Genomic DNA, 16,822 nt, shown 5'->3' with positions numbered 1-16,822 from the left:
GGGCTCAGCGGGCCCGGCGGGCGAGGAGGTCCTGCAGCGCCGGGAGCAGATCGGGGTGCTCGAACTCGAAGCCCGCCTCGAGCAGGCGCCTCGGCACGCAGCGACGCCCGGTCAGGGCCAGGGCCGGGTCGGTGCGCAGCAGCATCGCGCCGAGGCGGACCAGCGGCGCCGGTGCAGGCGGGGCGGGCGGGCGGCGCAGCACGGTGCGCAGGGCGCGCATGAGGTCGGCGTTGCGCACCGGGTTGGGGGAGGTCACGTGGACCACGCCGTGCAGCGTCGCGTCGTCGACGCACCGGCGCACCGCGGCGAGCAGGTCCGCGACGTGCAGCCAGCTGACCCACTGCCGCCCGCCGCCGACCCGGCCACCCAAACCCCACCGGACCAGGCCGGCCAGGCGGTTCAGGGCCGGGGTGCCGCGGTCCAGGACGATGCCCATTCGCAGTACGACCTGGCGGGTGTCCTCGACGATCGCGCGCTGGAACGTCGCCGCCTCCGTCAGCGACGCCGCGGCCTCCCAGGCCCGCGCCACGCCGGCCATCTGCGGCGGGCCGTCGGCCACCGGGGCGGACTCGTCGAGCTCGTCGTCGCCGGCATCGCCGTAGATCGCCAGGGTGCTCGCCTGCAGCCAGACCGGCGGCGGCTCGTCGAGGACGGCGGCGGCCTCGGCGAGGGCGAAGGTCGGGCGGATCCGGGACAGGCCCAGCAGCTCGACGTTGGCGGCCGTCGGGCGGCGGTCGACGAGCTCGCCGGCCAGGTTGATCACGACGGCGCCGGAGAGCTCGGCGGCCCAGTCCTCCACCGTGACGCCGTCCCACAAGACCTGGCGGTACGGTACATCGTCGCGAACCCGCCGGGTCAGGATCACGATCTCGTCGCCGCGCCCGGCGAGGTCGGCCGCGATCCGGCGCCCCAGTGCCCCGGCGCCCCCGGCAATGACGATCCTCACGTCGCTTTTCTAGCAGCTCACCCCCTCAGCCAAACGCATCACCGTGTTGATCTTGCAGTCGTGGTGCCGAGACACTCCCTGAATGCCCGGTTTGTTCGGCACCATAACTGCAAGATCAACGCGGAGCGGGCGGCGCGACGGTCGGGTTAGGGCTTTGCGCCGGACAGGCCGGACAGCAGGAGGTCGGTGAGGGTGTCGACGACCCGGTCGCGGAACTGCTCAAGGTGCTCCCGCGGCACCTGAGTAGCCTTGGCGCGGTGAACAGCGAGCGCCGCCGGCAGATCGACGCCATCGTCCGGAGCGCGGTGGCATATGAGGACGGGCTCGACGCGCTCGCCGTGGCGCCCGCCGCGGAGGTCGACCCGGCTCTGTTCGCCGCGCTCGGGGACGCGTGCGAGCGGCTGTGGCGGGGCGGCTGGCAGCCGGGCGAGCTGCACCGGGCCGTGGTCCGTCGCGGCGGCACCGACCGGCCCGTGCTCGGCCAGGCCGTCGCCGACGCCGTCGCCGCACACCTGCGCGGCTTCCGCCGGCGGGACGTGGACGAGCGCTGGCTGGCGCAGGCGGACGAGCTCGGCGCGGCGGTGTGGTGGAGCGCCGACACGGCGTACGTGTCCGAACTGGTCGCTCGCCGCCGGCTCGACCGGGTGTCGGCCCTCGACGACCTGCTGAGCCTGCTGGTCGTGCTCGCCGAGCTACCGGCGATCGAGGTGCTGGTCCCGCCGCCGGGCACCGCCCCGCGCCGTAGTGCCTCCGCCGCGGCACGAGTCGGCGAGCGGCTGCTCGACCGGGTGCGGGCGCTGCTGGCCAAGGCGGAGTCGACGGGATACCCGGCCGAGGCCGAGACCTACACCGCGAAGGCGCAGGAACTCATCGCCCGGCACTCGATCGACGAGGCGCTGCTGGCCGGCGCGGGCGGCCCCGAGGCCGGCGTGGTGCCGTTCGCCCGGCGCATCGGCGTCGACCACCCGTACGAGAGCGAGAAGGCGTCGCTGCTCAGCGCCGTGGCACAGGCGAACCGCTGCCACACCGTGTGGTCGCCTGACTACGGGTTCACCACGGTGTTCGGGTTCGACGCCGACATCGACGCGGTCGACCTGCTGTACACCTCCCTGCTGGTGCAGGCGGGCCGCGCGATGGCGCGCTCCGAACCGCCGGGCGGCAAGGCCGGCCGGGCCCGGCTCAAGGCGTTTCGCCAGTCGTTCCTCGTCGCCTACGGGGTGCGCATCGGCGAGCGGCTGACCCGCGCGGCCGAGGCCGCCCTGGAGGCCGCCGTCCAGGAGCCGGCGGACCTTCTGCCGGTGCTGCGCTCCCGGGACGAGCAGGTCCGCGAGACCATGCTGCGGGTCTTTCCGCGCACCGTGCGCGGCCGGGGCAGCCGCGTCGACAGCCGCGAGGGCTGGGAGTCCGGCCGGGAGGCGGCCGACCGGGCCACCCTGCGGTAGCCGGGCCGAGCCAGCCGAGCCAGCCGAACCATGCAATCCAGTCGAGCCAGCCGGCCCGTGCGGACCACGGCAACCACGACGACCAATGTCTGCCCGATCGTCTGACGGCGCTCGCCGCCACGATGTGAGATTCTCCCCCGTCACTCTTTTCTCTACACTACGGGGAGTAACCGATTATGGTCGTCACGGTTCCCGCGGGACAGGTCGCGGCGGGTCAGCTGCCGCAGATCTGCCCGCGCCACGGCGAAGCGCCGATCGAGATGAAGAAGCTCCGGCTGATCTCGAAGCCGCCGTCGTGGGCGCCGCTCCTGATCATCCTGGGCGGCATCGTGTACGTCATCGTGGTCAGCGCGCTGCGCAAGACGGTCCAGGCGCCGGCCTGGCCCTGGTGCGAGCAGTGCAAGGCGAAGCGCTCGCGCAACCTCGGCATCGGGCTGGGCGTGCTCGCCCTCGGCCTGCTGCTGCTCGTCATCGGCGCCGCGATCGGCAGCGACAGCGGGGCGATGCTGCTGCTGGTCGGCTTGTTCGTGGCGCTGGCCGGCCTGATCGTCGCGCTGCGCGCCAACCCGCAGGTCATCACCGGCGCGTTCGTGTCACGGGACGGCCAGTTCGTCGAGATCGCCGAGGCCGACCAGCGGTTCGTGCAGGCGCTGCAGCACGCGGCACGGCCGGCCGTACCGCAGCAGCCCTACCCCCAGCCGCAGTACCCGCAGCAGCAGGCGCGGTACTGAGCCGGGCATAGGGCGGGCCGCGCACTCCGTCAATCGGTGTGCGCGGCCCGCCTCCCCCGCCCTAGGGGGTCTATGGGGTCGCCGTCCACACGAAGGTGGCGCTCGCCCCGGTGCTCGCGGTGACGGTCACGGTGCTGGTGCCGGCCGCGGTGGCCGTGCCCGAGATGACGCCCGCCGCGCTGATCGACAGACCGGCGGGCAGGCCGGTCGCCGTGTACGTGGCGCCGGCCGCGCCGAAGGCCCACGAGACCGGCTTGCCGACCGGGCTGCTCATCCCGTAGGGGTTGGGCAGCAGGTTCGACGGCACCGTCGCCGCGGTCACGGCCAGGTTCCCGGTCAGCGGCAGGTTCCGCGAGGAGTTGCCGATCGAGATCTGGTACGTGCCGGAAGCGGTCGTCCACGCGTTGCTCGTGGTGTTCCAGTACGCCAGGTCCTGCTGCGTGAGCGTGAACGTGACGGTCGTCGACGCGCCCGCGTTCAGCGTCACCCGCTGGAAGCCCTTCAGCGACCGCGGGGGCTCGCCGACGGCGGCCGGCGCCCCGACGTACAACTGGACCACCTCGGTGCCGGCCCGGCCACCGGTGTTGGTGACGGTCGCGCTCACCGTGGCCCGGCCGTTGTTCAGCGCCCCGACCTGCAGGTTGGAGAACCCGAACGTGGTGTACGACAGGCCGTAGCCGAACGGGAACAGCGGCGCGATGTTCTGGCTGTCGTACCACCGGTAGCCGACCTTCAGGCCCTCGGAGTACTGCACCTGGTTGTTCGCCCCGGGCCACTGCGCCGCGGTGTGGGCCGGCACGTCGGCGAGGCTCTTCGGGAAGCTGACCGGCAGCTTGCCCGACGGGTTGGCGTCGCCGAAGAGCAGCGCCGCCGTCCCCGTGCCGACCTGCTGACCGGCGTAGAAGCCCTCGAAGACGCCCGCGACCTGGTCCAGCCACGGCATGGTGGTCGCGGAGTTGGTGTGCAGCACCACGATGGTCTTCGGGTTGGCCGCCGCGACCTGGCTGATGAGCTGGTTCTGGGTGCCCGGCAGGTCGATCGTGGTCTGGTCGGAGCCCTCGTTGCCGTAGTTGTTGCTGGCGAACACGATCGCCACGTCGGAACTGCGGGCGAGGTTGACCGCGTTCGTCAGGTTGGTGCCGTCGTTGTACGTCACCGTCGTGCCCGTCCCCGCGACGCGGTTCTGGATGCCGGTCAGCGGCCAGACCGTGCCCGAGCTGGTGGCGGTGGCGCTGCCGCCGCCGACGCTCTGCACGCCCGCGCCGCCGTCGACGCCGAGCACGGCGATCGAGCGGGTGGTCGCGGTCGACAGCGGCAGGATCCCGTTGTTCTTCAGCAGGACCGTGCCCTCCTCGGCGCCGCGCCGCGCGACGTCGACGTGCGCGGCCGTGCTCACACTGGCCGTCGGCGAGCCCGTCTTCGGCTTGTCGAACAGCCCGAACGCGAACATCGGCGTCAGCACGCGGGTCACCATCAGGTCCAGCTGCGCCGCGCTGACCTGGCCGCCCGCGACGGCCTGGCGCAGGAAGTCTGCGTAGAAGTACCCGCCGGGCATCTCCATCGTCATGCCGTTGTTCGCGGCCGGCACGGTCGAGTGCGCCGCGCCCCAGTCCGAGGTGACGAACCCGCCGAAGCCGGCCTGCTGGTATAGGGCGGTGTTGAGCAGATACGGGTGGTCGCAGTCATACGTGCCGTTGACCGTCGAGTACCCGCACATGATCGACGCCGTCGCGCCCCGCGTCACCGCCGCCTGGAAGCCCGGCAGGTAGATCTCCTGCAGGGTGCGGGTGTCGACGATGGCGTTGTCGGCCGGTCCGTTGCGGTTGGTCTCCTGGTTGTACACGGCGGCGTGCTTGGCCTGCGCCATCACGCCCTGGCTCTGGATGCCGCGGACGTCGGCCACGGTCATCTGGCTCGTCAGGTACGGGTCCTCGCTGAACGTCTCGAACGCCCGGCCCCAGCGCGGGTCCCGCACGATGTTCAGCGTCGGGCCGAGCGCCACGTTCGCGCCCTTGCCGGCGAACTCGGCGCCGATCGCCGCGCCGTACTGCTCCTGCAGCGCCGGGTCGAACGTCGCCGCCGAGGTCACCGCGGACGGCATCTGGGTGACGCCGCCCATGCCGTCGCCGACGCCGCCGGGTCCGTCCTGCAAGCCCAGGTCCGGAATGCACAGCGAGGGGATACCGGTCAGGTTTCCGATGTACGGCGACGCGGCCCCGTTGCCGTGCAGGATCGAGATCTTCTGGTCCGTCGTCATCCGGCTCAGCAGCTGGCTGACCCGCGTCGCGATCGGCGCCGCCGACCCGACCCACGGGCACCCGGCCGGCGGTGTCGTCGTGGGCGGGGTGGTCGTCGGCACCGTCCCGATCACGTGCACCTCGAACTCCCACAGCGAGTACCCGAACTGCGTGGCCCGCGCCGTACCGTTCATCCGCACATACCGCGCGCTGCCGCTCACGTTGATCGTCTGGGTGCCGCCCGTGCCGCTCGTCGTCGAATACGCGTTGGTCCAGTTCGTGCCGTCGGCGGACAGCTGGACTTGGAAGGCCGTCGCGTATGCCGTCTCCCACTGCAGCACCACCTGGCAGACCTGCGCGCTCGCGCCCAGGTCGACCTGAAGCCACTGCGGGTCGGAGAACGCGCTCGACCACCGCGTGCCCGTGTTCCCGTCGACCGCGCTCGCGGCCGGCGTGCCCGCGTTCTCGCTCGACGAGGCCGTCGCGGTGCGGTTCAGCGCGGCGTTCGCGGTGCCGCACGTGCCGGCCCCCGTCTCGCCGTACACCTGGAACTCCCACAGCGAATACCCGAACTGCGTGGCCCGCGCGGTGCCATACATGCGCACATACCGGCCGGTGCCGCTCACGTTGAGCGTCTGGGTGCCGCCGGTGCCGGTCGTGGTGCTGTAGATCGTGGTCCAGGCGGCGGCGTCCGCGGAGACCTGGATCTGGAAGCCGATCGCATACGCCGTCTCCCACTGCAGCACCACCTGGCTGATCGTGGCGCCGGCCCCCAGGTCCACCTGAATCCACTGCGGGTCGGAGAACGCGCTCGACCACCGCGTGCCCGCGTCCCCGTCGACCGCGCTCGCGGCCGGCGTGCCCGCGTTCTCGGTGGACGACGCGGTGACCGGCTTGCCTTGCGACAGCAGCTGCGTCGCGGCGGAGGCGGTGATCGTGGTGCCGACGAGATAGCTTGCGACGAGCGCCGCCACGGTGAGCGGCACCAGTTTTCCGATACGGCCGCGGCGTCTCAGGACAGCGAGCATGAAGACCTCTTGGCGGAGAGGACAAGCGCCCTTCGAGCGAGAGAGCGCTCTCTGCAGAGTTCCCCTGAGGGTGGCCAACTGTCAAGGGAGTGAAAGGAATCAATCAGGAGAGCGCTCTCCGAATCAGCCCATCCCCGGCGCGGGCGTCCCACAATCCGGGCAGCGCGGCGGCGCGTCAGCGGCCGATTCCAACGGCTTCCGGCAGCACCGCCGAGCGACCAGTCGGCAACGCCACCGCCGCAGCCACGCGCGATATCGAGCGCGCCAACAGCACCACCGGGGTCGGTGCGCGGAAGGCGGGCGCGGCGTCGGGGCATGGGCGAAATGGTAGGGCCGGGGTCCGACAATTCCGGGTGGCGATCACCCTGCGCCGAAGCAGACGAAACTGTCCGTGCTCGCGTGGTCGCGCGGATCGGCGGACGCCTGCGCGGTGGCGAGCGCCGCGGCCGGCCCGAGCCCGGTGGCGAGGTGGCCGTAGAAGGCGCGCATGAGGTGCCGGGTCGCGCCGTCGTCGACCGGCCCGGTCGAGGCGATCACGGTCGCGGTGCCCATGTTGAGCAGTGCCGCGACCAGCCCCATCAGTTCGTCGCCGGGATGCACGGCGGCGAGCCCGGTGTCGCAGCCGGACAGCACCAGAAGGGCGGGCGGCCGGCGCAGCGCGGTCAGGTCGTACACCGTGAGCTGCCCGTCGGCGAGCAGCAGGAACGAGAAGAGCGGGTTGTCGACGCGGAACTCGCCGTGCGAGGCGATGTGCCCGATCGAGGCGCCGTCGAGCGCGGTCAGGGTGGGCGCCACCCGCGCCTGGTCGCCGGCGAGGACGACGGCGCCGGGCCGGTCGGCGGCGATCTCGCGGACCTCGTCGGCGGCCTGCTCGGCCGAGGGCGCCCCGACCAGCACGAGCTCGCCGTCCACAGTGGAGGATGTAGCGCAACGCAACCAGATCGTCGCCGAGGGTGCAACAGTCAGCGAGCGTCCTCGCAGCCGCGGTAGCATTCCCCACGGCAGCGCGTGGAGGGCGCCGGTCGGCACCAGGACCAGCGGTCCGTCGCCGATGAGGTCGGCGAGCGGGTCCAGCAGGAGCCGGTCGAGCATCTCGGCGCGCCGTTCGAGTCGCTCGCCGCCGGCGGCGTGCCCGAGCACCTGGTTGCGCAGGGCAAACCTCAGCGACTCCAGCTCAGCTCGCACCGCGTCGATATCGCCGACGATGCGATGCGTGACCTTGCGCCCACGCACGACCAGGGCATGCAGGCGCCCGTCGATGGCCAGCAGCTCGACGAGCACCCGCTCCCCCAGCGCCGTGGCGAGTGCGGGGATCGACAACTCAACAGCGTTGGGCGAGGAACCGGGCGCCCGCCACGAGCGGCGACGGATCTCTGCCTCCAGGACGCGCTGCCGGCGCAGCAGGCGGCTGGTGCGCTGCGGTCCGGTCGGCGCCGCGGCCAGCTCACCATTGATCCGCCGCAGCTCGGTGAGGTGCCGGCCCACGACCGGGTCGGTCGACGGATGCGTCGGCGGCAGCGACAGGGCTGCGGCGCGGCACCGCTGGGCCCAGGCCAAGGCGGAGGCGGGGCCGCCGTGCACAAGGGCGAGCCGCAGCCGCAGTCCCGCCAGGGCCGCCGTCTCCGCGCTGCCGCGCACCCGCAGCTCGGTGGCGCCGAGACTGGCCCGGTAGGCGTCGGCCTGGCGCAGGCCGGACGTGGCCGCGCGGACCGACTCGGCGACGGCGCCGGAGGCGACCTCCGCCCGGGCCCGGATGTGCCACCAGCGCACCCGCAGCGGCGCCGGTCCGAGCTTGGCCGCCCCGCCCGCCTCGGTCAGCAGTTCCCGGGCGGTGGAGAGCTCGCCGAGGTCGACGGCCAGCTGCGCGGCATCGAGCAGCGCGTCCCAGCCGGGCTGCAGCCAGCCGGCCTCGAGCAGGTGCGCGGCGACCGAGCGCAGCTCGCGCAGCGTGCCGCGGTTGGCCTTGCCGAGCGCGACGACCCCGGCGAGCTCGGCGACCCGGGCGCGGGCGCTCCATACGGTGCGCCCCTGCCGCTGGAAGACCCGCCGCGCGGCCGCCGCCGCCTCCTTCGACTGGTCCGGCTCGCCGGCGGCCAGGCCGTGCCGGGCGAGCATCAGGTGCGCCTGGCCGAGCACCGAGTCGAGGTGGCCGTCGGTGCAGGCGTCGATCGCGGCCCGGATGGCGGCGTGCGCCTCGGGCAGCAGCCGCACCGACAGCAGCAGGTCGGCCCGGTCGAGCAGGCTGACCGCGTCGACGCCGGTGCTCCAGAGCCGGTCGTGGGCCCGGTCGTAGCGGGCGAGCGCGGTCGGCACGTCGCCCGCCTGCGCCGCGACGAAGCCGAGGTTGTGCTCGACCTGCGCCGCGGCGGTGGCCATGCCGAGCCGGTTGTAGAGCGCCTGGGCCGCACGCAGGTCGTTCTCCGCCTGTTTGAGGTTTCCGCGATACCCGTGCAGTACACCCCGGTTGGTCAGGGTCCGGGCCTCCCAGACCTGATCGCCCGAGTTGCGAAAGGCGCGCAGTGCCCCGCCGTACAACTGCATCGCCTGGTGGTCGAAGCCGAGCCGGCGCAGGATCAGCGCCCGCTGCATCGTGGCCCGGGCCCGCCGGGGACCGTGCAGCTCCGCGACCGCGCGGTCGATCTCCTTGAGCGCCGCACCCGGCCGCCCGAGGTCGTCGAGGATCAGCGCGTGGCTCATCCGGGCCTCGGCCTCGTGCACCCGCAGCCCGTGCCGGCGGGCCACGCTCATCGAGGCGCGCAGGTGCTCCGCCGCCCCGGCCGCGTCGTGGCGGGCCCGGGCGACCAGGCCCAGCGCGCGCAGCGCCACCGCCTCCCGGCCCGGGTCGCCGTCGTGCCGCGCGTCGCGCAACGCCGCCTCGGCGAGATGCTTGGCCTTGCCGGGGTCGGCCATGACAATCGGTAGCAGCCGCTGCGCAAGATCTTCGTCGGCGGCGGGGAGCACGGACGCTGCCGTCATGGTTGCATCCTGCCAAAAGCTCGGATGTGTATCACGGGGTCGGGAACGCGACTCATGTCACCGGCCTCATTGTTGATCAGGGGGGAGCAGTCATGTCCGTACCGAATGATCGTCTTCGGCGGTGGGAGCAGGCACGCACCGCGCGCCTGTCCAATCTGCCGTGGTTGCGCACCGAAGTACAGTCCGGCCGGCCGGTGCGGTTCGTCGCCGACGAGATCCTGGTCTCCGACCGCGGCGCCGGCATCGCGCACCGGACCCTCAGCGGCCTCGGCCACCGGGCGAGCGAGATCACCGAGGACGAGCCACACGCCGGCCTGCGCCGGCTCAAGACCCGCGGCCTGGACGTCAGCGCCGCCGTTCGTCGGCTGCGCGAGCAGTTGCCGGGCGCGGTGGTCGGCCCCAACCACGTCTTCGTGTCAACGCCGCACGAGCACGGCGGCCCGTTCGGCCCGCCGGTCCCGTCCGACGCCCCGCCGGCCAAGCTTGCCCCGTCGGCCACGGGCGCGTCCTCCGTGCGAGTGGTCGTCATGGACACCGGGGTGTGGACCGACAGCCCGCTGCCGGTCGGCTGCTACACCGCGACCGCCGAGAACCAGGAGACCGTCCTCGACGGCGACAACGACGGCGAACTCGACTCGGACGTCGGCCACGCCAACTTCATCGCCGGCGTGGTCGTCCAGCACACGGACGCCGCGCAGGTCCGCATCGTCAAGATCCTGGACACCTTCGGCGTCTGCACGGAGGCCGACCTGGCCGCCGCGATCACGTCGCTCACCGACGTCGACGTGCTCAACCTGTCGCTGGGCGGCTTCTCCATCGGCGACCAGCCGCCCGCGATCCTCTCCGCGGCCCTCTCCACGTTCCTCTCCGGCACCGGCCGGGTCGTGGTGGCCGCGGCGGGCAACGATGGAGTTCAGGATCGCCCGTTCTGGCCGGCGGCGTTCTCGTCCAGCCGCAGCCCGTGGGCCCAGCAGGTCCTCGCGGTGGCCGCCCACGACGGTAACGACGTGTGCACCTGGAGCAACCGGGGCCCGTGGGTGAGCCTGGTGGCCCCCGGCGAGGACATCGTCAGCACGTTCATCCACCACCCGAACTTCGCGTCGGGTTGGGCGGCCTGGAGCGGGACGAGCTTCGCCACCCCGAAGGTGGTGGCGGCGCTGGTCGAGCGCGTGGCCGCGGCCGGTTCGGTGGCGGCCGCGGCGGAACAGGTCCGTGCCGAGGCGGGCCAGCAGCCGCTGGGCGGCTTCCCGTCGCTGCGCTGACCCGATAGCCCTGAGGCGCCGCGGAGGTCAGCAGAACCCCCGCGGCGCCCGGCGGCTCCTCGTCCATCCCCACCCCGCGAGACCTGTACGGCAGCGTGAACCGTCCGTTCGACCGACCGCCTGATCGGCCGCAGGCATGCTGGGATGTCCTTTTCATCGGCTGTGGGCGGGGTCGGATCTTGAGGACGCTGGTGGACCGGTACCGGCTCGACTACGCGATCGGCGCGGGCGGCATGGGCATCGTATGGCGGGCCCGCGACCTGCACCTGCAGCGGATGGTGGCGATCAAGGAGGTGCGCCTCCCCGCGGCGCTGACCGAACCGGAGCGTGTCGCGCTCGCCGACCGGGCGACCCGCGCGGCCGCCGACGCGGCGCGGCTTGAGCACCCCGCCATCGTCACCGTGCACGAGGTCGTGATCGATGACGGCCGCCCCTGGATCGTCATGGACCTCGTCGATGCCCGATCCCTCGACGAGCGCGTTCGCGCGGAGGGCCCGCTCTCCCCCGCCGAGGCCGCCGAGATCGGCCTGGCCGTGCTCGACGCGCTGCGGGCCGCGCACGAGGCCGGGATCGTGCACGGCGACGTGAAGCCGGCCAACGTCCTGGTATGCCCCGAAGGCCCCGCCCTCCTCACCGATTTCGCCGTGGCCGCGACGCTCGGTGACGGCGTGCCGCTGGGCGACCCCGCCTACGTGGCTCCCGAGCGCCGCCGGTCCGGCGAGGGTGGCCCCGCCGCCGACCTGTTCTCCCTGGGCGCGACCCTGGCGTTCGCCACCACGGGCCGCGATCCGTCCGGCACGGAGAGTGACACCGCGCTTGGCGCCGCCGTGACGGCGCTCCTGGCCAGGGATCCGCTGGCCAGGCCGTCGGTCGCGGCCGCCCGCGCCGCGCTGTCCGTGGCGGCAGGCCGAGATCCGGATCCGGTACCGCAGGAGCCACCCTCACCGACCCCCGCCCTCGATGCGCGGCAGCAATGGGCGAGCCCGACGGACACGACGACCACCGCGACGAACCACGCCGAGCCCGAATCAGGACCCGGGACGACGAAACGCAAGCGATCCCCCGAGCTGAAGGTCGCCGCCCTGGTCGGCATCGGTGTACTGGCCTTCCTCATCGGCATCGGCACCCTCGGGCGCGGCGGCGACGCCACGCCGCAGGCGGCCCAGGTCGCCACGAACCCGTCCCCGAGCCCGACCCCAACCGCTTCCCCGGATCAGCCGAGCCCGACCGCGACCGCGACGAACCCGGTGAGCCCGAACGCCTCCCCGTCGACCAGGAGGGTGCCCGCGACCACGACCCGGCCGGCGAAGCCGAGGACGACCACCGTGCCGCCCAGGGCCGCGATCCTCTCGGCGGGCATCGAGACCGACCCGGCGACCTACACCGGGCCCTGCACCCTCACCGGCCTGGAGGTCGAGGTCACCGTGACCATCAGGACCAACCAGCCGGGCACCAGGGTCACCTACGTGGCGACCGGGCACGACACCCGCACCGTGACCGTGACCGACGGCACGTACACCACGACGTACCGTGTCCGGATCGACAACACCCGCAGGAACACGTACACGTTCACCCTGAACGTGACCAGCCCGAGCACCGCGAGCGCCACGGCGACCGTCACCAACGACTGCACCAGGTCCTAGAAAGCCCTTCGCGTTCGTTTAGGATTCCTGCGTGTCACGCGACCGGTGCCTCGTCAGCGGCCCCGACCGCCCGGCAGGGGTTCGGGCGGCGATGAACCGCACGATCAGCGTCAGCACCGGCGCTGCGATCAACGTCAAGATCCAGCTCCAGGGCAGCGACGGGCGGCCCGGCGCGGTCCGGATGTGGCCGATCCGTAACGGGTCGCGCACGGGCGGCGGCGCGCCGCACGTCCAGATCGGCAGGGATCGCCCGCGGCGCACGGTCGGCCACCGGGTCGAGACGATCGAGCCGACCCACTTCACCGCGGGATACCCGAGGTTCACCGTCGAGCGCACTGGCTTGAAGGCGGGTGTATGAACGACGACGACGCCACGCGTGATGGACTGCCCGGGTTCATCTACGGCGAGTACACCGGCGAGATCCGGCTGCCCGATCGCCCCGAGCCGGACGAGGACGACGCCGCGCCCGGCCCGATGGACCGCAGGACGAAGATCCGGGTCGCGGGCGGCGGGCTCGCATTGTTGTTCATCATCGGCCTCGTCGTCGCCGCGCTGAGCACCGGCGGCGCCGTCGACACCCCGTCCACGGCCACCCCGGAGTCGCCGGTCGCGAGCTCGGCCGCGGAGCAACCGTCGCCGACCGAATCGCCGGAGCCGGAGCCGTCGGCTTCGTCGCCGTCGCCGTCGATGGCGCCCTCCGATCTCGGCGAGCCGGGCGACCCGACGACAACGGTGAAGCCGACGAAGACCACGAAGCCGGTGACCACCCAGCCGACGACGCCAGCCGCGCACCCGAGCACACCGAAGGTGCCCACGATCACGTTCAAGCCGCCGCTCCCGAGCAGGCACGGATGACGGAGCCGACCGGCTCACCAGGCGGGCCGGGCGACACGCCGCCGCGTGCGCAGCCGCCGCCGGAGGCTTCTCCCTGCGGGGCGATCGCCTTCGTGGCCGGCGATCGGCTCTCACTGGTGCTCGTCATCGGCGTGACGTCGCGGCACTGACATCGCGGCGCTGACGTCGGCGGCCGGGACCGGCGGCGCCCCCGCTGGCGAGTTAATCGGCGGCCGGATCACCCGCCGTGTGGGTATCGTGACCCGTCCACCCGCACCCGCCCGGCAGGAGTTGCACATGTGGCCGACCCTGTTCGCGCTGGGGTTCCGCCGCTGGTCGGCGTACCGGACGGCGGCGCTCGCCGGTGCCTTCACCAACTGCGTCTTCGGGCTGATCCGCTCCGCGGTGCTGATCGCCGTCGTCGGCACCGCCGGCGGCGCGCTCGCCGGCTACGACCGGGCCACCGCCGCCACCTACGTCTGGCTGGGCCAGGCGCTCATCGGCCCGGTGCAGCTGTTCGGCTGGAGCGAGCTGGCGCAGCGCGTGCGCACCGGCGACATCGCGATCGACCTGGCCCGCCCGGCCGATCCGATGCTCGCCTACCTCGCCGCCGACCTGGGCCGGGCCACGTTCGCGCTGCTGCCGCGCGGCCTGCCGCCACTGGTGGTCGGCGCGCTCGTCACCGGTCTCGCGCTGCCGCACACGCCGGCGCCCTACGCACTGGGTCTGGCCAGCGTCGCGCTCGCCACCGCCCTGTCGTTCGCCTGCCGGTGGCTGGTGAACCTCAGCGCGTTCTGGCTGCTGGACCTGCGCGGGCCGATGACGTTGTACCTCGTGGTCAGCGGCGTCCTGTGTGGACTCGTCGTGCCGGTGCACTGGTTCCCCGGGTGGCTGGCCGCGATCGCCGCCGCCACGCCGTTCCCGTCGATGATGCAGGCGCCGACGGACGTCCTCATGGGACGGTCGGGTTCACAGACCCTTGTGGTGCAGGCGCTCTGGCTCGCCGGGCTGCTCGGCGCGGGCCGCGCCGGGTTCGCGCTCGGCGCGCGGCGGCTGGTGATCCAGGGTGGTTGAGCCCTACCTCGTGCTGGCCCGCATGCACGTACGCGCGCAGACGGCCTACCGCGGATCGTTCGTCATCGAGGTGTTCGCCAGCGTCGGGGCGACCGTCACCGGCGTGTGCGAGCTGTACGTGGTGTTCGCGAACGTCCCAGCGCTGGGCGGGCTGACGCTGCGGGCGGCGCTACTGGTCTTCGCGCTCGGCCACGTCTCGATGAGCCTCGCCGACCTGTTCTTCGGCCACCTCGACGCGCTGCCCGGCTACCTGCGCAGCGGGGCGTTCGACGCCTTCCTGCTGCGCCCGCTCCCGGTGCTGCCCCAGCTGATCGGCGCTGAGCTGTCGTTGCGCCGGCTGGGCCGTACCGTCGCCGGATCCGTCCTTGCCACGGCGGTCCTGGCCGGGATCGGGATCCGCTGGACCCCGGCGGCCGCGGGGCTGGTGGCGCTGACCGTCCTGTGTGGATCGGCCATCTTCGCCGCGCTGTTCACGGCCGCGGCCGCCGTGCAGTTCTGGCTCGTCGACGGGGCCGAGGTCACCGCGTCGTTCGTCTACGGTGGACAGTACGCGGCGCAGTTCCCGGCGAGCGTCTACCCCGGGCCGTTGCGGACGCTGTTCACGTTCGTGGTCCCGGCGTCGTTCGTGGCCTACCTGCCGGTCCTCACCCTGCTGCGGCTCCCGCCGCCGCCCGGCCTGCCACCCTGGATCGGCTGGTGCACGCCCCTGGCCGCCGCCGGGGCGTGGGCGATCGCGCTGCTGGGCTGGCGGGCCGGCCTGCGCCATTACACCGGGACGGGCTCATGATCATCGAGGTTTCCCAGCTTCGGCGGTACTTCAAGAAAGTCGCCGCGGTCGACGGCCTGACGTTCGGCGTCGAACGGGGCGCCGCGGTCGGCTACATCGGCGCGAACGGCGCCGGCAAGTCCACCACCATCAAGATGCTGACCGGCATCCTGCGCCCCACCTCCGGCACCGTGCGCACCTGCGGCCTGGAGCCGCTGCGGCAGCGCCGCCGGCTGGCCAGGCGCATCGGTGTCGTCTTCGGCCAGCGCAGCCAGCTGTGGTGGGACCTGCCGCTGCGCGACTCCTACCGGGCGCTCGGCGCGATCCACCGCATCGACCACCGCCCGCGGCTGGCCGAACTCGCCGAGCGCCTCGACCTGGGGTCCTTTCTGGACACTCCGGTGCGCCAGCTGTCCCTGGGCCAGCGCATCCGCGGCGAGGTCGCCGCCGCGCTGCTGCACGCGCCGGAGCTGCTCATCCTCGACGAGCCGACGATCGGCCTGGATGTGCTGAGCAAGGAGCGGCTGCGCGCGTTCCTGGTCGAGCAGCGCGCCGCGTTCGGCACCAGCCTGCTGCTGGCCACGCACGACATGGGCGACGTGCGTCGGCTCACCGAGCGGATCCTGCTCGTGGACCACGGCCGGCTCGCGTACGACGGCACCCTCGACGGCCTCGCCCGGCACGCCGGCGCCGAGCGCACCCTCGTGCTCGACCTCACCGAGCCGGCCGCCCCGCTCGACGCGATCCCCGGCGCCAGGCTCGTCGGCGTCGAGGCCGGCGGCCTGCGCCAGCGCCTGTCGTTCGCCCCCGGCAGCACCACCGTCGCCGCGATCCTGGCCGCCGTCGCCGCGACCGCGCAGGTGCACGACCTCACCGTCGAGGAACCCGACATCGAGGCCGTGGTCCGCGAGCTGTACCAATCCCCCAGCGCGGCTACGTCGGCCGGAGTTCCCGGCCGCGGCCTGGCCGCATCTCCACCCGCTTTCCCGGTGCGGCGAGACGGAGCGCGGCCATGATGGTGCCGCACGTGCTCGACATGGACGCCCGCCGTGTGGCCTACGGCGACTCGATGTCCGACGCCCCGCTGTTCCGCCACCTGGCCGCCACCGTCGCGGTCAACGCCGACACGCACCTGACCGGCCTGGCCGCCGCGTCGTACCGCGGCGAATCGTGTATCGACGCATACGAGATCGGCCGCGCCCTGCTAGCGTCGGCGTCGTGACGATGAACGGCACCGACGTGCTCACCGCCGTCTCGCTGGTGCGCCAGGCATTCGGCGACGTCCCCGACGACGGCTGGGACCGCCCGGCCGGCACCCTGTCGTGGTCATGCTGGGAGACGGTCGAGCACATGGCCGACGACCTGTTCGCGTACGCCGCCCAGATCGCCTCATCCGACAGCCCGCAGGAGTCCTACCTCCCGTTCGTCTGGCACGAGATGCGCGCGGGCGGCCCGTCGAGCACGATCTTCGTCGAACGTTCCGCCGGCACCCTGGGCCTGCTGCGCGCACTGGAGGCGTGCGCCGCCATGCTCGCCGCTGTGGTCGACGCGGCCCCACCCACCCGCCGCGGCTGGCACCCGGATGGACTCAGCGACCCGGAGGGCTTCGCCGCGATGGGCGTGATCGAGGTCCTGGTCCACGCCTGGGACGTGGCCGACACGGTGGACCGCCCGTGGAATCCCCCGCCCCACCTCTGCCAGGCCGTCCTCGACCGCCTCTTCACGGACCTGCCACCGCACCCCGACCCCTGGGCAACCCTGCTGTGGGCCACGGGCCGCGGCGAGCTTCCCGGCCACCCGGCCCGCACATCATGGCGCTGGGACAGCCGCCCGCTACCCGAACGCACCTGACCACGGCACCGGAACCGGACCCCGCCACCGCA

General features: G+C 73.1%; 15 protein-coding genes. 12 read left to right on the top strand and 3 right to left on the bottom strand.

Annotation, left to right across the window (positions count from 1 at the left end):
• Positions 1-4 precede the first annotated feature (4 nt).
• On the bottom strand, positions 5-946 hold the full coding sequence (locus tag AB0367_RS21570) for a TIGR01777 family oxidoreductase (RefSeq protein ID WP_366228140.1): 942 nt from the start codon (positions 944-946) through the stop codon (positions 5-7).
• 257 nt (positions 947-1,203) lie between these two features.
• On the opposite strand from AB0367_RS21570, the gene AB0367_RS21565 reads away from it, so the two are divergent.
• A complete protein-coding gene (locus AB0367_RS21565) occupies positions 1,204-2,388 on the top strand; it encodes a DUF2786 domain-containing protein (protein ID WP_366228139.1) in 1,185 nt (394 codons plus the stop codon).
• 176 nt (positions 2,389-2,564) lie between these two features.
• Positions 2,565-3,119 carry a hypothetical protein gene (locus AB0367_RS21560; protein WP_366228138.1) on the top strand — a complete coding sequence of 185 codons (555 nt, stop codon included), beginning with the start codon at positions 2,565-2,567 and terminating at the stop codon, positions 3,117-3,119.
• Between the two features lie 70 nt (positions 3,120-3,189).
• On the opposite strand, the gene AB0367_RS21555 is transcribed toward AB0367_RS21560, so the two are convergent.
• Together AB0367_RS21555 and AB0367_RS21550 are read right to left on the bottom strand one after the other, a co-directional pair.
• Entirely contained in the window at positions 3,190-6,384 is a 3,195-nt protein-coding gene (locus tag AB0367_RS21555) for a glycoside hydrolase family 3 C-terminal domain-containing protein (RefSeq protein WP_366228137.1), read from the bottom strand.
• Between the two features lie 360 nt (positions 6,385-6,744).
• The gene (locus AB0367_RS21550; RefSeq protein ID WP_366228136.1) at positions 6,745-9,360 is read right to left on the bottom strand and encodes a CHAT domain-containing protein; all 2,616 of its coding nucleotides are present in this window, start codon (positions 9,358-9,360) and stop codon (positions 6,745-6,747) included.
• 92 nt (positions 9,361-9,452) lie between these two features.
• On the opposite strand from AB0367_RS21550, the gene AB0367_RS21545 reads away from it, so the two are divergent.
• The 10 genes from AB0367_RS21545 to AB0367_RS21500 all read left to right on the top strand — a co-directional run bounded on the left by AB0367_RS21545 (position 9,453) and on the right by AB0367_RS21500 (position 16,790).
• Entirely contained in the window at positions 9,453-10,622 is a 1,170-nt protein-coding gene (locus AB0367_RS21545; protein ID WP_366228135.1) for a S8 family serine peptidase, read from the top strand.
• Positions 10,623-10,801: 179 nt separating this feature from the next.
• Positions 10,802-12,265: a protein kinase gene (locus AB0367_RS21540; RefSeq protein ID WP_366228134.1), complete on the top strand. Its 1,464-nt coding sequence runs from the start codon at positions 10,802-10,804 to the stop codon at positions 12,263-12,265.
• Positions 12,266-12,296: 31 nt separating this feature from the next.
• Positions 12,297-12,623 carry a hypothetical protein gene (locus AB0367_RS21535; RefSeq protein ID WP_366228133.1) on the top strand — a complete coding sequence of 109 codons (327 nt, stop codon included), beginning with the start codon at positions 12,297-12,299 and terminating at the stop codon, positions 12,621-12,623.
• Positions 12,620-13,120, top strand: a complete 501-nt coding sequence (locus tag AB0367_RS21530) for a hypothetical protein (RefSeq protein ID WP_366228132.1) — start codon at positions 12,620-12,622, stop codon at positions 13,118-13,120. The genes AB0367_RS21535 and AB0367_RS21530 overlap by 4 nt, the downstream gene beginning before the upstream one ends.
• Positions 13,117-13,269: a hypothetical protein gene (locus AB0367_RS21525; RefSeq protein WP_366228131.1), complete on the top strand. Its 153-nt coding sequence runs from the start codon at positions 13,117-13,119 to the stop codon at positions 13,267-13,269. Before AB0367_RS21530 ends, AB0367_RS21525 begins: the two co-directional genes overlap by 4 nt.
• 127 nt (positions 13,270-13,396) lie before the next feature.
• A complete protein-coding gene (locus AB0367_RS21520; protein ID WP_366228130.1) occupies positions 13,397-14,173 on the top strand; it encodes an ABC-2 family transporter protein in 777 nt (258 codons plus the stop codon).
• Positions 14,166-14,960, top strand: coding sequence for an ABC-2 family transporter protein (locus AB0367_RS21515; RefSeq protein ID WP_366228129.1), 795 nt, complete (start codon positions 14,166-14,168; stop codon positions 14,958-14,960). The genes AB0367_RS21520 and AB0367_RS21515 overlap by 8 nt, the downstream gene beginning before the upstream one ends.
• The gene (locus AB0367_RS21510) at positions 14,957-15,955 is read left to right on the top strand and encodes an ATP-binding cassette domain-containing protein (RefSeq protein ID WP_366228128.1); all 999 of its coding nucleotides are present in this window, start codon (positions 14,957-14,959) and stop codon (positions 15,953-15,955) included. The genes AB0367_RS21515 and AB0367_RS21510 overlap by 4 nt, the downstream gene beginning before the upstream one ends.
• Positions 15,952-16,161: a hypothetical protein gene (locus AB0367_RS21505; protein WP_366228127.1), complete on the top strand. Its 210-nt coding sequence runs from the start codon at positions 15,952-15,954 to the stop codon at positions 16,159-16,161. The genes AB0367_RS21510 and AB0367_RS21505 overlap by 4 nt, the downstream gene beginning before the upstream one ends.
• 2 nt (positions 16,162-16,163) lie before the next feature.
• Positions 16,164-16,790, top strand: coding sequence for a maleylpyruvate isomerase N-terminal domain-containing protein (locus AB0367_RS21500; protein WP_366228186.1), 627 nt, complete (start codon positions 16,164-16,166; stop codon positions 16,788-16,790).
• Positions 16,791-16,822 lie beyond the last annotated feature (32 nt).

Source organism: Dactylosporangium sp. NPDC051484, from assembly GCF_040689395.1.
Classification (GTDB): Bacteria; Actinomycetota; Actinomycetes; order Mycobacteriales; family Micromonosporaceae; genus Dactylosporangium.
The sequence above is the reverse complement of the archived record's forward strand: the minus strand, read 5'-3'. Positions and strand labels throughout refer to the sequence as shown.